Origin of the sequence: Rhizobium sullae (assembly GCF_900169785.1) — a bacterium.
Lineage (GTDB): Bacteria > Pseudomonadota > Alphaproteobacteria > Rhizobiales > Rhizobiaceae > Rhizobium > Rhizobium sullae.
In genome coordinates this window covers 34,691-52,074 of sequence record NZ_FWER01000038.1, presented here as the reverse complement: position 1 = coordinate 52,074, position 17,384 = coordinate 34,691, and the positions used below count along the sequence as shown (strand labels likewise).

The 17,384-nt window shown below is 60.5% G+C and carries 18 protein-coding genes and 2 pseudogenes; 14 read left to right on the top strand and 6 right to left on the bottom strand.

Annotation, left to right across the window (positions count from 1 at the left end; genetic code table 11):
• The coding region (locus BN1800_RS27150; RefSeq protein ID WP_087001921.1) for a Gfo/Idh/MocA family protein at positions 1 to 888 on the bottom strand (888 nt) is incomplete at its 3' end.
• A gap of 275 nt (positions 889 to 1,163) precedes the next feature.
• Between BN1800_RS27150 and BN1800_RS27145 the strand changes: the two genes are divergently transcribed.
• Positions 1,164 to 1,982, top strand: a complete 819-nt coding sequence (locus tag BN1800_RS27145) for a sugar phosphate isomerase/epimerase family protein (RefSeq protein ID WP_087001920.1) — start codon at positions 1,164 to 1,166, stop codon at positions 1,980 to 1,982.
• A gap of 82 nt (positions 1,983 to 2,064) precedes the next feature.
• On the opposite strand, the gene BN1800_RS27140 is transcribed toward BN1800_RS27145, so the two are convergent.
• Positions 2,065 to 2,826: a DeoR/GlpR family DNA-binding transcription regulator gene (locus tag BN1800_RS27140; protein WP_027509195.1), complete on the bottom strand. Its 762-nt coding sequence runs from the start codon at positions 2,824 to 2,826 to the stop codon at positions 2,065 to 2,067.
• A 230-nt stretch (positions 2,827 to 3,056) separates the two neighbouring features.
• Between BN1800_RS27140 and BN1800_RS27135 the strand changes: the two genes are divergently transcribed.
• From BN1800_RS27135 to BN1800_RS27100, 8 genes are all read left to right on the top strand, one after another.
• On the top strand, positions 3,057 to 3,857 hold the full coding sequence (locus BN1800_RS27135; RefSeq protein WP_027509196.1) for a beta/alpha barrel domain-containing protein: 801 nt from the start codon (positions 3,057 to 3,059) through the stop codon (positions 3,855 to 3,857).
• A 3-nt stretch (positions 3,858 to 3,860) separates the two neighbouring features.
• On the top strand, positions 3,861 to 4,793 hold the full coding sequence (locus BN1800_RS27130) for a PfkB family carbohydrate kinase (RefSeq protein WP_087001919.1): 933 nt from the start codon (positions 3,861 to 3,863) through the stop codon (positions 4,791 to 4,793).
• A gap of 347 nt (positions 4,794 to 5,140) precedes the next feature.
• Positions 5,141 to 6,286: an ABC transporter ATP-binding protein gene (locus BN1800_RS27125; RefSeq protein WP_027509198.1), complete on the top strand. Its 1,146-nt coding sequence runs from the start codon at positions 5,141 to 5,143 to the stop codon at positions 6,284 to 6,286.
• 94 nt (positions 6,287 to 6,380) lie between these two features.
• On the top strand, positions 6,381 to 7,457 hold the full coding sequence (locus BN1800_RS27120; RefSeq protein ID WP_087001918.1) for a Gfo/Idh/MocA family protein: 1,077 nt from the start codon (positions 6,381 to 6,383) through the stop codon (positions 7,455 to 7,457).
• Positions 7,457 to 8,302, top strand: coding sequence for a sugar phosphate isomerase/epimerase family protein (locus BN1800_RS27115; RefSeq protein ID WP_087001917.1), 846 nt, complete (start codon positions 7,457 to 7,459; stop codon positions 8,300 to 8,302). The genes BN1800_RS27120 and BN1800_RS27115 overlap by 1 nt, the downstream gene beginning before the upstream one ends.
• Positions 8,299 to 9,108, top strand: coding sequence for an alpha/beta fold hydrolase (locus tag BN1800_RS27110; protein ID WP_087001916.1), 810 nt, complete (start codon positions 8,299 to 8,301; stop codon positions 9,106 to 9,108). Before BN1800_RS27115 ends, BN1800_RS27110 begins: the two co-directional genes overlap by 4 nt.
• Positions 9,109 to 9,112: 4 nt before the next feature.
• The gene (locus BN1800_RS27105) at positions 9,113 to 9,814 is read left to right on the top strand and encodes a ribulose-phosphate 3-epimerase (protein ID WP_087001915.1); all 702 of its coding nucleotides are present in this window, start codon (positions 9,113 to 9,115) and stop codon (positions 9,812 to 9,814) included.
• Between the two features lie 15 nt (positions 9,815 to 9,829).
• Positions 9,830 to 10,810, top strand: coding sequence for an ROK family protein (locus BN1800_RS27100; protein WP_087001914.1), 981 nt, complete (start codon positions 9,830 to 9,832; stop codon positions 10,808 to 10,810).
• Between the two features lie 580 nt (positions 10,811 to 11,390).
• Here the strand turns inward: BN1800_RS27100 and BN1800_RS27090 are convergent.
• A complete protein-coding gene (locus BN1800_RS27090; RefSeq protein ID WP_027509204.1) occupies positions 11,391 to 11,600 on the bottom strand; it encodes a cold-shock protein in 210 nt (69 codons plus the stop codon).
• 160 nt (positions 11,601 to 11,760) lie between these two features.
• On the opposite strand from BN1800_RS27090, the pseudogene BN1800_RS27085 reads away from it, so the two are divergent.
• The 4 genes and pseudogenes from BN1800_RS27085 (at position 11,761) to BN1800_RS27065 (ending at position 14,280) form a co-directional block, all read left to right on the top strand.
• Positions 11,761 to 12,503: pseudogene (locus tag BN1800_RS27085) on the top strand (carbon-nitrogen hydrolase family protein).
• A 121-nt stretch (positions 12,504 to 12,624) separates the two neighbouring features.
• Entirely contained in the window at positions 12,625 to 13,122 is a 498-nt protein-coding gene (locus BN1800_RS27080) for a P-loop nucleotide/nucleoside kinase family protein (RefSeq protein WP_087001913.1), read from the top strand.
• A 55-nt stretch (positions 13,123 to 13,177) separates the two neighbouring features.
• Positions 13,178 to 13,750: a histidine phosphatase family protein gene (locus BN1800_RS27075; RefSeq protein ID WP_087001912.1), complete on the top strand. Its 573-nt coding sequence runs from the start codon at positions 13,178 to 13,180 to the stop codon at positions 13,748 to 13,750.
• Positions 13,751 to 14,034: 284 nt separating this feature from the next.
• Complete coding sequence (locus BN1800_RS27065) at positions 14,035 to 14,280, top strand: type II toxin-antitoxin system prevent-host-death family antitoxin (RefSeq protein ID WP_087001911.1); 246 nt, start codon at positions 14,035 to 14,037, stop codon at positions 14,278 to 14,280.
• 91 nt (positions 14,281 to 14,371) lie between these two features.
• On the opposite strand, the gene BN1800_RS27060 is transcribed toward BN1800_RS27065, so the two are convergent.
• The 3 genes and pseudogenes from BN1800_RS27060 to BN1800_RS42830 all read right to left on the bottom strand — a co-directional run.
• A complete protein-coding gene (locus tag BN1800_RS27060) occupies positions 14,372 to 14,908 on the bottom strand; it encodes an OmpA family protein (RefSeq protein ID WP_087001910.1) in 537 nt (178 codons plus the stop codon).
• A 13-nt stretch (positions 14,909 to 14,921) separates the two neighbouring features.
• On the bottom strand, positions 14,922 to 15,596 hold the full coding sequence (locus BN1800_RS27055; RefSeq protein ID WP_087001925.1) for a L,D-transpeptidase: 675 nt from the start codon (positions 15,594 to 15,596) through the stop codon (positions 14,922 to 14,924).
• 159 nt (positions 15,597 to 15,755) lie between these two features.
• Positions 15,756 to 15,902 (bottom strand): annotated as a pseudogene (locus BN1800_RS42830) (DNA polymerase IV); the annotation flags it as partial.
• A 378-nt stretch (positions 15,903 to 16,280) separates the two neighbouring features.
• On the opposite strand from BN1800_RS42830, the gene BN1800_RS27045 reads away from it, so the two are divergent.
• Positions 16,281 to 17,351 carry an NAD(P)/FAD-dependent oxidoreductase gene (locus BN1800_RS27045; RefSeq protein ID WP_087001909.1) on the top strand — a complete coding sequence of 357 codons (1,071 nt, stop codon included), beginning with the start codon at positions 16,281 to 16,283 and terminating at the stop codon, positions 17,349 to 17,351.
• The last annotated feature ends 33 nt before the right edge of the window (positions 17,352 to 17,384 follow it).

The following is a 17,384-nucleotide window of genomic DNA, read 5'->3' as shown; positions in this document are numbered from 1 at the left end:
CGCCGTGTCCGTCTCCTGCCACGGCGCACCCTGGCTCGACAGGGCAACCACGCCGCCGAAATTATCCGGGTCTGGCAGGCGTAGGGAGCCTTCCGTGCCATGCAGTTCGATGGGGTGGTTGGAGTGACGGAACACGTCCCAGGATGCACCGAAGGTCATGGTGGCACCGCACTGGAATTCAAGGAGAGAGAGGACGCTGGTCGGCGTGCTGACCTTGAAGCGCGTGCCCTTCTTTGGCCCCTCGGCTGTGATGAGCCGTTCCTCGTGCCCGCTGGTGGCGACGGTCTGCACGCGGCGCACGGGGCCCATCAAGTTGACCATCATGGTGAGATAGTAAGGACCCATGTCCATTACCGGTCCGGCGCCGGCCTGATAGTAGAAACTCGGGTCGGGATGCCAGTGCTCCATGCCGCGCCCCATCATGAAGGCGGTGCCCGTCACCGGCTTGCCGATGGCGCCGGCGTCCATCAGGCGGCGCGCGTGGCGTCCGGCCGCGCCCAGAAACGTATCGGGGGCCGACCCCAGAGCCAATCCCTTCGCAGCGGCCGTATCGACAAGGCGGCGTCCCTCGTCGGCGGTCACGCCCAGAGGCTTTTCCGTGAAGACATGTTTTCCGGCCGACAGCGCGCGCATGGAGACGTCGAAATGCGCAGACGGAACGGTCAGGTTCAAGACGAGATCGATGCCATCGGCGGTGATCAGGGAATCGACATCGGTTGCGCGTAGGTTGAATTGGTCTGCACGGCGCCGCGCCGCTTGCCCGTCGAGGTCTGCGCAGGCCGTGATCTCGACCCCCGAAAACAGCGGAGCGTTGCGCATGTAGGCCATCGAAATGTTGCCGCATCCCACTACGCCGATCTTGAGTTTCGTGCCTTTGGCCTGTGTCATGTGAAGGGCCTGGTTCTTGTTGTTGCGTGAGGAGGAGAGGGTGGACGAGATCTTGTTATTGAACGCAAAGCAGAAAATTTATTGACGCACGATAACATTTTATCTTACGTGAAGACAAGGCATTCGGGAGGCGCCTTGGCTTCATGCACATACCGAGATAACGGTCTCCGCTTTGCCTGGCGCAGGCCCGGGCGATACGTTTACCCGTCGGATCTGTGTGCAAGCCGCCGTCTTCCGTATCGGACGCTGATCGATGAACGGGCCCAGGACCAAACATGAAGAATGCGGAACTGAAAATCGGCTGCCAGACCTTCACATGGGAAATGCTGGGCGAACGCTGGCGCGGTGACCCCGACGACCTTGTACGCGCCATTACCGATGGCGGATATTCGGGCATCGAAATCACCGACACGATGATCGGCCGGTACGCTGCGGCGCCCGACGCCTTCGCGCGCACGCTTCGAGAGGCGGGTCTGACGCTTGTCTCCTTCGCCTTCGGCTCGGGCAGCGGCTTCACGGTGCGGGAAAAGATTGACGTCGATCTCGATGCGGCCCGGCGTTGGATCGATTTCGCGGCGAACTTCTCCGGTGCGCTCGTCTCGATGGGATCGGCCACTATTGTCTCGGATGGTCCGCTTGCGGACAAATTCGCCATTGCGGCCGAATGCTACAACCGCGCGGCGGAGATAGGAAAAGCCGCAGGCGTCAGCGTTGCGGTTCATCCTTCGTCGCATCACAATACGCTCCTTTTCACGCGGGAGGACTATGACAGCCTGTTCGCCCTTCTGGACCCGCAGGTGGGCTGGGTACCGGACACGGGCCATATTCTGCGCGGCGGCCAGACGATGTTCGACACCCTGGCCGCGTTCCGGGACCGTATACGCTACGTGCACCTGAAGGATGTCGATGCGAACGGCGCCTGGGCCATGCTGGGCGAGGGCGCTTGCGACGTGCAGGCCGTGATCGCGGCAGTTTGCGGCGCGCCGGCGTTCACCGGCTGGGTGGTGGTCGAGGAGGAATCGGACCGCGCCGGCTCCGATCCTGCCGCAGCGGTGCGCGCAAACCGCGAGACACTTCATCGCTTCGGGTTCTGATGGGTGGCCGCTGGCAAGTATTGTCGGCACAACGCATGGCCGCGGTTCATCGCTCCCTTTCCTGCGGGAAGGCCCGTTTCTCTCACGCGTAGCGGACCTCCACGCCCAGCTTTTCCAAGCGGTTGCGAATGCTGTGCGGCATGTTGCTGTCGGTGATGATGAGGTCGACGCGTGATAGCGAGAACGCCTTGGATGAGGCGCCAATGTCCCATTTGCTCGAATCGGCGACCAGAACGACACGACGCGCCATGCGCACCAAGTTGCGCTTTGTGCGCGCGATATCTTCCGAGATATCCACGACGTCAAAGGCGGGATCGATCGCATGAGCGCTGACAAAGGCCTGATGTGCCACGAGGCCGCCGACCGCCTTGTCGGAATCCGAGACGATCGTGCTGACTGTGCCGGGAAATACGCGCCCGCCGATCATGTGGACGTCCAGTCCTGGCCGGTACATAAGGTGTTGGGCGATGTTCATGGCCGTCGTCGCAACCACGACGTTGCTGACTGGCGGCATCTGCATGGCGACTTGCAGGAGGGTGGAGCCGCTGTCGAATACGATCGACTGGTTGTCGATGATCTGGCGGGCGGCCATCTGGGCGATCCGCCGCTTGGCGTCGAAGTTGCGCTGCATGCGTTCTTCGAAGGCGGCCGCGGGCGAGTCCGCCGGCAGTGCGATCGCGCCGCCGTGCGTTTTGATCAGCTGCTTCTTCCCGTCCATGATTTCGAGGTCCGACCGGATCGTCACCTCGGAGACGCCGAAGAGTTCGGCGAGTTGGCGCGTGCGCGCCTGACCCACCCGCTGGAGCTCCAGCATGATCTGATGTCGTCTTTGTACTGCAAGCATGGACTGCTCCGGCATAGCCTCTGGACGGCAACTGTGACTTTCGAAATTCGAAAACATTTTGCTTCTTTCGATTGCTTTCGATCGAGAACGCGACGGCCATACGCCAAAATTTACATCAAAAATCGTACGCCAAGAATGAAATGAAAGAAATCGAAATATTGAGTTTTGCTTTATTTTCGAGCTAGGCTCCCTCAAACCTCGGCGGCACCAAACGTGAAGGAATTTTTGCCATGGGTCTCGGAACCAAAGTTCGCCTCTCTCGCCTGTTTTCCAATCCGTCGGGCAATCTGTTCGGGGGCGCGGTCGACCATTTCGTCGGCTATGGCAATGTGCGTGAAGGCGGCCTTGCGGACCTGCCGGGTGCGCTCAGGCGCGTCATGGCGGGCGGTCCCGATTACATCAGCATCCAGCCCGGCGCGGCACGCCACCTCTGGTCGGAATATGCGGGCAAGGCTGCACTCGTCGTCCAGGCTGGCTGCTTTACTGCCGACGACCGTATCCGCCAGCTCATCGCGACGCCCGAGGACGCCGTCCGCTACGGTGCGGACGCGCTGGCCGTTGCCATTCCGGTGCGCGGCAACACTGAAGGGGAGTATATCCGCTGGCTGACCGATACGGTGAACGCCGCCGCCCGGTTCGAAATGCCGGTGATCGCTCATATTTATCCGCGCGACTTTTCCAACGGCGGCAAGATCGTCTTTACGCCAGATGAAATCGCCTATGCCGTCCGCATTGGCTACGAAGCCGGCGTGGACGTCGTCAAGGTCGGCTATACCGGCGATTTTGCGTCGTTTCGCGACACGGTCGCGACCTGCCCCATTCCCGTCGTCATTGCCGGCGGCCCAAAAATGGAAACGCTGCTCGGCGCGCTTGTCCAGACGTCGGACGCGCTACGCGCAGGCGCCAGGGGCGCCGTGGTGGGCCGTAATCTCTGGGGGCACGGCGACACGACCAGGGCGGCCCGTGCCTTCAAGGCGGTCATTCACGACGGCACGGCGCCTGAAGAGGCGCTGGCGGCTGCCGGCGCTTGAGCCGTGTCCTGGCCTTTCCACGTTATGGGCTTCGGCGCCCTGGCAATTGACGACATCGTGTATGTCGATCGAGCACTGACGGCCGGCAAGGGAAAGGTCACAAAGCGCGTCACGGACCACGGCGGTAACGTCGCCACGGCGCTCGTCGCGGTCGTCCGTCTGGGCGGGCGTGCCGCCTTCGTCGGATGGCTCGGCGAACAGCCTCTGACGGATTTTGGCGGCAGCGAACTAGAAAGGGATGGCGTCGACATCTCCTTCGCGCCACGCCACGCCGATGCAGCGCCGATCCGGTCCGTCATCACGGTCGGTCCTGATGGCGACCGGTTCATCGCTTATGACGACGACGTCTTGCATGGCACATCGCAGGCGCTGCCGGACGAGGTTCTGACCCAGGCGCCGGTGCTGCTGATCGACGGCTATGCCACGCATTCCGAAGCAGTGGTTGCGCGTGCGCGGGCGCTCGGACTCATCGTGGTGGCAGATATCGAATGGACGGCCGGGCCGGCGACGGACGGGATCATCGCGCTTTCCGATCATCTCGTGCTGCCGCTCTCCTTCGGACGGACCTATGCCGGCGAAAACGATCCGGCGGCGATCCTGGACAAGCTCTGGTCGACCGAGCGCTCTGCGGTGGTGCTTACCGATGGCGATCACGGGTCCTATCTCCGGCAGAAGGACGATGCGGCTGTTTGGCATGTTCCGGCTTACAGGGTGGAGGCCGTCGATACCACCGGTGCCGGGGACTGTTTTCACGGAGCCTATGCGCTTGCGCTTGCGCGCGGTGAAGTGCCGCTTGACTGCGTCGTCTACCCCACGACCGCCGCGGCGATTTCCGTCACGGCGCGGGGCGGCCGCAAGGGCCTGCCCGACGATGCTGCATGCCGCGCCTGGATGGCGCGGGACGATGCGCCCGTGCCTGCTTCGATTGCGGGCTGATGGCAGCGACCGGGCCATTGCGCGTCCGCCGATCCCCAAAAAGACCCCTCTGCGGTCGCCCGTGCAACCCAAAACGAGATAAAGCGCTTCGCGCAGGCCCAGTTCCGGGTCTTTCCTGACCAGAAAAAATTACGCGCGTTAAAAAATAAAATGTCACGCATATAATTTTTTTATCTGTAATTAATTAACATTTACAAGGATATAGCGTACACAAGATCTCCTTTTAAATTTTCAGCGTGCGTTTTTGTGTTGACTTTGACGAGCGGCACTGCCCCTTTTATTTGAAAACCGGCAGATGGCGGAGAGGGCCGTTTGCGGCGTCGCGGCATATGGCGGGAGGAAACGACATGGCTGTAGTTGTGCTGGACAAGATCTGTAAGACCTATGGGAACAACTATCATGCGATCAAAGATTTGGACTTGACCATCAATGATGGCGAGTTCCTCATCCTAGTCGGTCCGTCCGGTTGTGGAAAATCGACGGCGCTGCGCATGATTGCCGGGCTGGAGGAGATTACCAGCGGAACATTGAGCATCGGCGGGCAGGATGTCGAGGATCTTCCTCCGAAGGATCGCGATATCGCCATGGTATTCCAGAGCTACGCGCTTTATCCGCACATGACCGTGTTCGACAATATCGCATTCTCGATGAGGCTCGCGGGCAAGAGCAAGGCAGAGCGCACCAGGCGCGTCCATGAAATCGCGAAGGTCCTGCAGCTGGAAATGCTACTCGACAGCAAGCCGGCGCAGCTTTCGGGCGGCCAGCGCCAGCGCGTGGCGATGGGGCGCGCCATGGTGCGTGAACCGGCCGCCTTTCTCATGGATGAACCGCTCTCCAACCTCGATGCGAAGCTGCGCGTCCAGATGCGGGCAGAAATCGCGAACCTCCAGCGCCAGCTTGGCGTCACGACGATCTATGTCACGCACGACCAGACCGAAGCGCTGACGATGGGCGACCGCGTGGCTGTCCTGAAGGGCGGCGTGCTTCAGCAGGTCGACACGCCCAAGGCGCTCTACAACCGGCCGGTCAACGCCTTTGTCGCGGGCTTCATCGGTTCGCCCTCCATGAACCTTTTCGAAGGGCGGGTGGAGGGCGGCAGCATCCAGTTGCCGAGCTTCTCGATCCCGCTGCCGGCCAATGTGCTCGAACGGGCGCCCGGTCTACCCGCCTTCGAAGGCAAGACGGTGGTCTTCGGCATCCGTCCGGAAGACCTCTATGACAGCCGCCCGCCGTCGGGCGGTATCTATCCCACCATTCCAGCCCTCGTGAAGTCGATCGAGGAATTGGGATCCGAGCTGATCGTGCATCTGAACCTCGATGCCGTTCGCGTCGATTCCGGCGATCCCGATGCCGTCGAAGATCTGACTGGTGCCGCCAACGCCGTCGGGCGGTTCGAAGCGGCCAGCACGGTCCGGGCGGGCGAGCGGATCGACCTGGCCGTCGATCCGGCGAAGCTGCATTTTTTCGACCCGCAGACGCATATCGCGCTGTGAGGCCAAGGTCCGGCGCGATGGTGCCGTTCCTGTACGCAAATTCCTTCGGTGCCGTGACCGGTGCCGTTCCGCAACGATGAGACCAGGGTTACCGATGCCAGCAAAACAGGAACGACGTCTTCGCGTGGGCGTGCTTGGTGCGGGCCAGATTGCCCAGGCCGCCCATTTCGAAAGCTGCACCAAGGCGGCGAATGCCGACCTCTATGCGATCTGCGACGTCGCCGACGATCTTCGCGAGCGTATGGCGATCACGCACGGGGCGCAAAAATCCTACGACGACTATGACAGGATGCTTGCCGATCCGGACCTGGATGCGGTGATCATCGCGACCGCCGATGCCTTTCACGTCCCGGCGTCCATTAGAGCCCTCGAGGCTAGCAAGCATGTGCTTTGCGAAAAGCCGGTCGGCGTCACGGTAGAGGAATGCCTTGAGCTGAAGGCCGCGGTCGAAAAATCCGGAAAAGTCCTTCAGGTCGGCCACATGAAGCGTTTCGATGCCGGCCTCCAGGCGGCGAAGTCGTTTATCCAGGATGAAATGGGCGAGATGGTAGCCCTCAAGGCTTGGTACTGCGACAGCACCCATCGCTATCCGATGACCGATGCGGTGCAGCCGCTGATCGTCAGCAGCGCCAATGCCCGCAAGCCCTCCGCCGATCCGAAGGCCGATCTCCGGCGCTACTACATGCTGGCACATGGTTGCCACCTGATCGACACGGCCCGCTATTTTGCCGGCGACATCGTGTCCGTCAATGCACGCCTCTCCGAACGGGCGGGCATCTGGTGCTGGTTCGTGGACGTGGAGTTTGGCTCCGGCGCGCTCGGTCATCTCGACCTGACGGTACAGGTCCGTATGGACTGGCACGAAGGCTTCCAGATCTACGGCAAGAACGGCAGCATTCTCGGCAAGACCTATAACCCCTGGTACTACAAGACGAGCGAGGTGGACATTTTCCGCGAGGCCGATGGTGCGACGCACCGTGTGCTCGGCGCGGACGGTCATTTCTATCGCCGGCAGGTCGAAGGCTTCGCCCGCACCGTTCTTGACGGCGCGCCGATGGAGGGAGCCGACATCGACGACGGCCTCGCCTGCGTGCAGGCCATGGTCGCCATCGCCCGCTCCGCCGAAAGCGGCAAGGCCGTTGCACTGTCCGATGTGGCAGGTGGTGTTTGATGAAGCTCGGGATATTCGCCAAGACTTTTGGGGGGACGGAGCCGGGGTCGGTTCTCAAGACCGTCGCCGATGCGGGTTTCGCCTGCGCGCAGTACAACATGGCCTGCTCAGGCTTGCCCTCCATGCCGGATGTAATTTCCGAGGCGGAGGCGCGCGAGGTCGCGGATGCGGTCAAAAACACCGGCATAGAGATCGCCGCCGTGTCCGGCACCTATAATATGATTCATCCCGATCAGGCGGTGCGCCAGGCCGGTCATCGCCGGCTGTCGACGCTGGCGGAACGGTGCGGTGCCTTGTCGACGGGCCTCATCACACTTTGTACCGGCACGCGCGATCCCTTAGACCAGTGGAAGGCGCATCCCGATAACAACACACCGGAAGCCTGGCGGGACATGCTCGAAGCCATGGAAACGGCAGTGGAGATCGCCGAACGCTACGATGTCGATCTCGGCATCGAGCCCGAACTCGCCAATGTCGTCAACTCGGCCGAAAAAGCGCAGCGGCTGATCAATGAGCTGCAGAGCCCGCGAATCAAGATCGTCTTCGATCCGGCCAACCTCTTCGAGATCGCGCCGCTCGGCGCGCAGAGATCCATCGTCTCGTCCGCCATCGACCTTCTGGCCGACCGCATCGTCATGGCGCATGCGAAGGATCGCAACCCGGACGGTAGCTTCACGACGGCCGGCAAGGGCGTTCTCGACTACGCGCATTATCTCGACGAGCTGAAGGCAAGCGGCTTTACGGGCAGCCTGATCGCGCACGGGCTCTCTGCCGTCGAAGCCAAAGGGGTCGCCGCCTTTCTCACCGAAAAACTCGCGCAGATCCCTGCCGGAGCAGGGCGATGAGCGGGGCAGGTTTCTTCGAAACAAGCGACCGCACGCGCCTGAACGTCGACGTGGCGGGAGAGGGGCCGCCGATGATCTTCCTGCACGGATTGTGCGGGGATGCAGGCCAGACCGCGGAGGCCTTCCCGGCGGAATCCGGGTTTCGCCGCATCACGATCGAGGCGCGCGGCCACGGCCACTCTGAGCCTGGCACATTGCAGCGACTGTCGATTGCCACCTTCACTAACGACGTCGTCGCCTACATCGAAAAAAACCTCGACGCACCGGTCGCCATCGGCGGGATTTCCATGGGCGCTGCGATTTCGCTTCGCCTGGCGGTCAAACGACCCGATCTCGTCAGGGCTCTGGCCATCGCAAGGCCGGCATGGCTGACCGCACCGGCGCCGGATAATATGATCCCCAATGCGGAGGTTGGACGTCTGCTGACGCAATTGCCCCTGGAAGAGGCAAAGGCAGCATTCCTGGCAGGGCCCGTCGGCGAACGCCTGGCCGTCGACGCCCCCGACAATCTGGCATCGCTTGTCGGCTTCTTCTTGCGAGAACCCATCGCGGTAACGGCTGCTCTTCTCACCGCGATTTCTAACGACGGGCCGGATGTCACAGACGCCGACGTGGCGCGCATCGCCGTCCCGACGCTCGTGATTGGCCACGAGCAAGACATCATCCATCCGATCGCCTACGCGCGCGCTCTCGCGAACTGGATCCCGGCGGCGCGCTTCGTGCAAATCACCCCGAAAGCTGAAAGCCGCACGCAATATGTTGCCGACTTCCGGCATGCCATGGGCACGTTTATGAAGGAGCTTTGAGACTATGAACGTCCATTCCAAGACCTGGATTGCCGATCTTCCCACGAATCGGCTGATCGCGGAGTTTTCCGTCTGGTCGGCCGACCTCGTGCGGCTGGCGGATGATCTCGCCCGCGTCGATGCGCATGCGGACCTCCTGCATATCGACGTCGCCGACGGGCATTTCGCGCCAGCAATGCTGTTCTTCCCCGATCTCGTCGCTGCTGTCCGCAGTATTTCCGCGCGTCCGATCCACGTCCACCTCATGGTGGCCGACAGCATCGTGCTTTCGCAGATCGAACAGTTTGCCGAGGCCGGCAGCAACCTGATCAGCCTGCACGTGGAAAATGAAAGCGTTGCCGAGGCCGCCCTCGACCTTATCGCGCGCCGGGGCGTCGCGGCCGGCATGGTCCTGAAGGTGGAGACACCTGTAGAGCGCTTGCGCAAATATGCCGCCCGCCTGGATTTCGTGACGCTGCTTGGTACGGCGATCGGCGTCAAGGGTCAGGGCTTGAACGAAAAGGCCGGAGAACGCCTGCAAGAAGCGCAAAAGATCATCGCAGAATGCGGGGCGGCGCACCGGATCGTGCTGGCCGCCGACGGGGGCATTCGCGAGTATACCGTGCCTCTGCTTCGTCAGTCCGGGGCGGAGACCGTCGTCCTCGGTTCGCTCGCGTTCAACGCGCCGTCGCTCGAGGAGCGCATGGCGTGGCTGCACGCCCTCTAGTGGTCCGGTCGCGAGATGAAGCAGATCGCCATTGGAATAGACCTGGGTGGAACGCAGGTTCGGGCCGCACTCGTCGACGAGCAGGGCAATATTCTTGCCCGCGCAGAGGACAGGACAGACGCGGCGGCCGGTCCTGAACGCGTGCTGTCTCAAATTCATGGCTTGGCCGAGGGCTTGCTTGCCGCATCTCCAACGGTGTCGGTGGTTGGTGTCGGCGTTTCCGCACCGGGCCCGATCGACACAGTCGCAGGTGTGGCAAGCGACGTGCCGACGCTTGCCGGCTTTGCCGGCTTTCCGCTAAAGGCAAAGTTGCAGGCACGCTTCCCGTTCCCCGTCAGCCTCGAAAACGATGGCATCGCGGCTGCGATCGGAGAATGGCGCTTTGGGGCGGGCAGGGCGCTCGACAATCTGGTCTATCTGACGGTCAGCACCGGCATCGGCGGCGGAATTGTCGCAGACGGCCGGGTGCTTCGCGGGCGCAAGGGCATGGCGGGCCATATCGGGCATATGTCAGTCATGCCCGACGGCGCACTTTGTCCCTGCGGCAACAGGGGATGCTTCGAAGCCTGCGGGTCGGGAACCGCCTTTACATCGCGCGCGCGCATGCGGGCTATCGAATTCGGCGAGACCGTCCTGGGACGTGACGGCGCCACGATCGACAGCCAGCATGTCTTTGCTGCCGCAAGACAGGGCGACCGCGTTGCGAACCAGTTGGTCGACGAGGAGGCGGAAATTCTGGGGCGGGGCATCATGAGCCTGATCCATATCTTCAGCCCGGACATCGTTGTAATGGGCGGGGGCCTCTCGTATGAATTCGACCGGCTTCATCCGGGAATCGAGGCCTATGTTGCCAGATGGGCCATGCCGGCCTTTAGGGACGTGAAGATCGTCCGGGCGGCAATGGGCCAGAACTCGGGCCTGGCAGGCGCGGCGGCGCTTGTTTTCCTGGCGGAGAAGTCGCCGCGGGATTATTCCCGTCAACCTCGCAAAACTTAGAGAACAAAGGACGTCGAGGACCAGCACCATCATCGCACAGGACAAGGCCTGTGGGGCCGCCGGACCCAAGCGCACCACCGAGCGCTATGGCGATGTGGATGTGAGCCAGTCAGGCAAACCGTCTTACGGGATCAACACCAGCATTGTCGGACGCCTGCTCGTCGTTGCCGGCGGCATCCCCGTCGAGAGGTGGTCGGCGCCATCGGCCTCAGTACGGGAACGCCCGTTCAGGATAGCGAATGTGCACAGGCAGGCTCGACATGTTCCTGAGCTCGCACCAGTTCGAGGATCAGCGGCAGACTAGCAACAGCGGCTGATATCTGCCCACCCCCAGGGGCGCACTCCATTTCAGTCGAAAAGTGTGCCCACCGTGAGCACAAAGAGGAAGAGCAGAGCCGCGAGTGCAGCAAGCAGTGCGATCTGACGATTTGCCTTGACGAGCACGCCGCGGCGCACACCTCGTTTCGGCCGTAAGCGATGCTTGCGAGCAGGAACAACGTTGGCGCTTGCAGCTTTCTTCTTTCCTGACGTGCCTGCCTCCCTGAGCGTTACCGGCAAATCGCCGATAACAATTTGAAATCTACAGGACCTTCAGGTTCTCGGCGGACGATTTGCCTGACCGGCGATCCTGAACGATCTCGTAGCTGACCTTCTGACCTTCGCTCAAGCTGGCAAGCCCCGAGCGCTCGACGGCGGAGATATGAACGAACGTGTCGGTCGATCCGTCGTCCGGCTGAATAAAGCCAAAGCCCTTGGCTTGGTTGAAGAACTTCACGGTTCCCGTTGGCATTTTGATCCTCGTCTATGGAAGCCTCGTGCAAATACATTGAAAGAAGGGTCGTGCGTTGGCAAGGGGCCACATCAGTGCCATCGTGTCATTTGCGTGAATATCCGCGATCGGAATGTTGATGGGCCATTTGGGTACCGGAGGTGGAGCGAGGCCTGTCATCATGAAGACTGTACGGATTGCTGCGGCCCAGACGCCTGAGTTCCGAGACCAGATTGAAGCTGCGACCCAACATGCGATTGATGCTGTGGGTCAGGCCGAGGAGAACAACACGTCTCTGATCTGCTTCCCGGAGTGCTTTCTTCAGGGCTATCTGACCGACGAACTCTCAGCCCGACGGGTCGCCGTCGATCTTCGATCAGACGTCTTCGGTTCCGTATTGCGACGGCTCTCCAACGCGCGGCCGATGATCGTGTTCGGCTTAATCGAAATAGAGGATGGGCGAATATTCAATACCGCCGTCGTTGTGAAACGCGGGTCATTGTCGGCCGCTGTCGCAAGCAGCATCTTCTGGATGACGAGCGGGCGGTGTTCGACGCAGGAGATGACACGCCTGTCTTCGAAGTCGATGGCCTGCGTTTCGGGATTAACGTCTGTCACGACACTAACTTTCCCGAGGCGGCGCGGAAGGTCGCCGAACTTGGAGTATCGCTGATTGTCTGCTGCGCAAACAACATGATGCCACGGCAAAAGGCGGAAACTTTCAAGGATTTGCACAGTGCCGTGCGAGGTGATCGCTGCCGAGAGACGGGGTTGTGGCTCGTGTCCTCAGATGTGACCGGCGAGCGTGACGGGCGTATTGCCTGGGGACCAACGGCGATCCTGAACCCGGAAGGCCAAGTTGTGGCGCAGCTTTCTCTTGGCGAACCGGGACTGCTGTTTTTCGATATCCCTTGTGGCGAGTGACGGCTCGCTAAGTCGATGAATGGCCGTCCTCATCACGTGAATTCGGTCGTTGATCGTGCGCTGGAAGTCGGTAAGCTGAGTTTTGACGGGAATTTACGGCAACCTATTCCACGGTCACCTCATGCTCATTATCTTCGGCGGTCTGCCTGGCAGTGGAAAGACGACGATTGCCCGCGCTTTGGCGCAGCGGCTGAGTGCTATCCATGTGCGCGTCGATACCATCGAGCAAGCAATCCGCGCTTCCGGAGTGGCAGATGACGTCGGACCTGCAGGCTACATCGTTGCTTACGGCATTGCTGGAGATAATCTGGCCCTCGGCAGAACGGTCATCGCGGACTCCGTCAATCCCCTCCAAATAACCCGAGTATCTTGGCTTGCAGTCGCGCAAGCTGCTGGCGTGACGGCGGTCGAGGTCGAGGTGGTATGCTCAGATGAAGCGGAGCACCGCAAGCGTGTTGAAACACGCGTCACCGACGTCGAAGGTTTCGTGAAGCCGACATGGCAAGAAGTTTCCGAAAGAGCGTATGACGAATGGCACGGCCCGATTGTCATCGATAGCGCGTCGAAAACCGTGGAGGCTGCCGTTGACGAACTGGTCGTGCGACTGAATGGCGGATGACGCGATGCGGCTAGCCTGAAAGCCAACCAAAGACGGGTCGGTATTGGAATTGCGATTGTCTCGGATTGTTCTCATTCGTCATAGCATCCCCTTCATTGAAGAGAATACGCCATCGATAGATTGGAAGCTCAGTGCAGCCGGTGAGGCAGCCGCGATTAAGCTCGCAAAATACCTCTCCGGCTTCAGCGTCAAGAAAATACTCAGCAGTCCTGAAAAGAAAGCGCATCAAACTGCGACCTTGATTGCTGATCGTTTGGGTCTCCCGATCCTTATTGATCCCGACTTGCGGGAACACGGCCGATCCAAGGTGGGATATATTGCGCGAGCTGATTTTGATGCAGGCATCACCAGGCTCTTGGAGAATCCTCACCAACTCATATTTGGTGACGAAAGCGCAGATGCCGTTTTCAATAGAATGGACCAGGCGGTCGCTCGAGCCAGAATGCCCCAAGCTGGTAGTGGCGACCTCATGGTCGTATCGCATGGCACTGCCATATCGATCTACGCTGCGCGGGTTCTCAGGGTCGATCCGCCGGCGTTCTGGCGAAGCTTATCTATGCCAACCGCCATTGTGCTGAACGGCAACGAGATGACGGCTATAAATGTGCAGGACGCGCCGGCAGAATAAAAGAATTGACACTCGCGCTTTTGGGACCGTAGCCGAATGTGGCCTCCGCAGCCACAACGAAACGGAAAGCTCTTATGCCCTTTATCAAACGCGTCTGAATCTGGAAGGGACGGACGGCGCCGCTATCATCCTTCGGACCTCATTTGACGAGCGGCTTCCGTGGTTAGCGGGCTTTCATACGCCTGCCGAAGATCTTTGATTTAGGTGGCAAACGACGGGCACCATCGCCACTCCGACTGCATAGAATACGTAGTATAGGTAATTCAATAGAGAGACGTAGGGCCATGAAGCAATTCACCTTCTCAGATATGAACCGCGCTTCGGGGGAAATCCTCGAGGCGGCTTTGGTCGAACCTGTCACCCTGACGAAGCGCGGTAAGGACAAGCTCGTCATCCTTACCGCTGAACAATACCGTAAGCTCATCGGTCGTTCCCATACCGTTGCATACGGCCTGATGGATGCTCCCGAAGACATCCACGAGGAACTTATGACCGGTCTTGAGGAAATTATTCAGGGCGACGATGCTTGAGCCTGGGCAGATCGTCCGTTTTTTTCTACCTGTGGAAACGCCAAGCGGCCGCGGGTGAAGAGTCCGGCCGCAAGGCGAGACCCGTTTGCGATCAGACTCCCTCACGCTGGCTGCGCAGATTGGAAACGACGCGCCGGTTCTGCACCTTGCACGAGCGCTCCGTGCAGTCGCGGACGTCGCGGTCTTTGCCGTAACCCTTGGCCCACATTCGCCTGGCGTCCACGCCCTTCGAGGCGAGATAGGCCATCGCCGCATCGGCGCGCTGCTGCGACAGCACCTCCATTTTAGATGCGGAACCGGAATCGTCGGCAAATCCCTGCAGCTTGAGCAGCCAAGTCGGGTTCTTGTTGAGCCAAGTGGCTTGGTTATCCAACGTTGCCATGGCGACGGAATCGAGCGCAGCAGAGTCCTGCGTGAAGTAGATCCGTCGGCCGATATTGAGGATAAAATCCTCTTCGCTGCCAGCCGTGATGTTCTCGAAACCGGGCGCTGGATCGTTGGTTTGACCGGTCATTGGTGCCGCAGCAGGTTCTTCCACGGAGGCGATATCGGTGGTGGTGCAGGCGGCGAGCGCCAGGAGCATGGCCGCGGCCACAAGGCGTCCCGCGTATCCGGTCGTAGGAGACATCAGGTGGTATTCCTCATTCGACCGGGGTTGTTACGCTGACCTGAGCGGCATTTTCAGCCTGGTCGGCAATATGCGGCAAGACTTGCACGGCGGTGCCGACGGGGCAACGCTGGTAAAGATCGATGGCGTCTTCGTTGAACATGCGGATACAGCCGCTGGAGGCATCCTTACCTATGCTTCCCGGCTCAAGCGTGCCATGGAAGCGATAGCCGGTGTCGGCGCCGTCGCGAAGCAGGTACATGGCGCGGGGGCCGAGTGGATTCTTCGGCGAGCCTCCCGCCACGAATTCGGGCAGTTCGGGATGGCGCTTGCGCATCTCCGGTGGCGGCGTCCAGCGCGGCCAAAGCGATTTACGGTCGATCGTGGCGCGGCCAAACCATTTGAAGCCCTCGCGGCCGACGCCGACGCCGTAGCGGATGGCTGTCTTGTTCTCCATGATGACGTAGAGAAAATGGTGCCTTGTATCGACAACAACGGTGCCGACCGGCTCACTGCTGAAATATTTGACAACCTGGCGGTGCCATTGCTTGTCGATCTCGGCGAAGTTGGTCTTTCGGAACGTCACCCCATTGTCGACGGCGGTGCCGGCAAAATAGGAAGAGGCCAGGGCGAGCGCCGGTTTCTGCACCGCGCCGGTGCCAAGTAACGCCAAACCACCAAGCAAAATATCCCTGCGCGTCCGCACCATCGGCAATATCCCCCTGAGAGCCAAGCAGCGAAGTGTCAGTAAATCAGATTTTTCATTTGCCACAACCGAAAATTTGTCTCCTTCCGAAAGACCGAGATCGAGTTGCAGCTGTCTTGGATCTGCATCACTCTGGTTGTTACTCAGGGAGGATATCATTACACCCAACAAACGCATGGATCGCTTGAACGGATAGACAGTTGGCAGCATTCCTGACGTTGCGTCGAACATATCTGCCGTGTTTGCGAAGGCCACCGTGCCTGTTCGATTGCGCGCCGCCTGAACAAGATCCGAGCACCTAATTTTCACGGTCACCGTCTTGCCGCTGACCCCTGCACCTCGCAGGCGCCTCAACCTTCTCTGTAAGGGGCTTCATCTCCCCCGTCGCAACGGCGATGTCGTCAATGTCCTCGACGAAGGTATCCTCGGCGCTGACTGAGTTCCACCTCCGGTTCAGTATGCCGAGCGCTTCGAATTAGGGGTCGAGGATCTATCTCCCTCAAAGACTGGCGGTCAATCGGCCATAGGGCCCGAAGCGGACGTGAGACCCGCCCAAGTTGGTGATTTTGCGCAACGATAGGTGGCGCGCGCTATTGGTTCTGCGCATCTCGCGCTCCTTGTCATGTCATCGTCACGCACGATGCGTACCAGTCCCACGGCCACTTCCGCTCACTTTGAGGTCGTTCCATGGTGTTGCACCAACCACGTATTGTCGTCATTGGTGCAGGTATACTCGGTTCCGCCATCACCTATAACCTTGCCATCCGGGGTGCGGATGTGCTGCTTCTGGATGAGGGTCCGAAGCCGGCTTCTGGCGTGACAGGTCGCGCCTTTGGTTGGATCAACGTTATCAATGGTACACCCGGCGATACCAGCTACGCTCTCTGGCGAGAGGCAATTGCCGAGTATCAGCATCTGAAAGCTGCCTTGCCGGAAGCCGTGGCCCTCGCCCGCGCTGGCTCGCTGTTATGGAGAGCGACGTCACAACAGACCGAGCAACTTGCCGATCTCCACCACCGTGCAGGTGAGGATGTCGAACTTTTGAAAGGTAGTGTCGTCGCCGAATGGGAGCCGAGACTGCGTCGGGCGCCGGAATATGCCGTCTTCTCCCGCAACGACCTCGCTCTCGACCCAGCCCAGCTGGCTGGAACCTTTGTCACCACCGCTGTTGCGGCCGGTGCCTCGGTCCGGTTTGACGGGAAGGTCGCCGCTATCGAAACCACAAACGGTCGGGTAGCCGGGATAAGGGTTTCGGATGACACCCTCAAGGCCGACGTCGTTGTAGTGGCTGCCGGAAGCGGCATCAATGTACTTGCGGGTGGGCTCGGCATTGACACCAGCGTTGCGACCTCTCCGGCGTTGCTCCTCCGCTATGCCTGTAGGGTGCCCGTCATCAACCATATCCTACGTGGCCCGCGCCTAGAAGTTCGCCAAGCCAGCGACAACACGCTCTTAGTCGCAAAATCCTTTGTCGCCGATGGCGCCGAGAATGGCCCTCATGTGATTGGAGAGCGCACCTTGGAAGTGATGAGAGACGAGCTGAATTTACCTGACGAGGTAATGCTTACAAGCGCTGAAGTCGGTGACCGTCCGATTTTCGCTGACGGCTTGCCACGCCTTGGCTTTTTGCCACAAGTTGACGGCCTCTATGTCGCGGCGGGCCATCCCGGCATCATTCTAGCCCCGCTAATCGGTCGCCTCACCGCTGAGGAAATACTCGACGGACGGAGGACTGCGCTTATACCCTGTCCGAGATGAATGAGCTGCTTTGTGAGAAGGTGCCGCGCATAC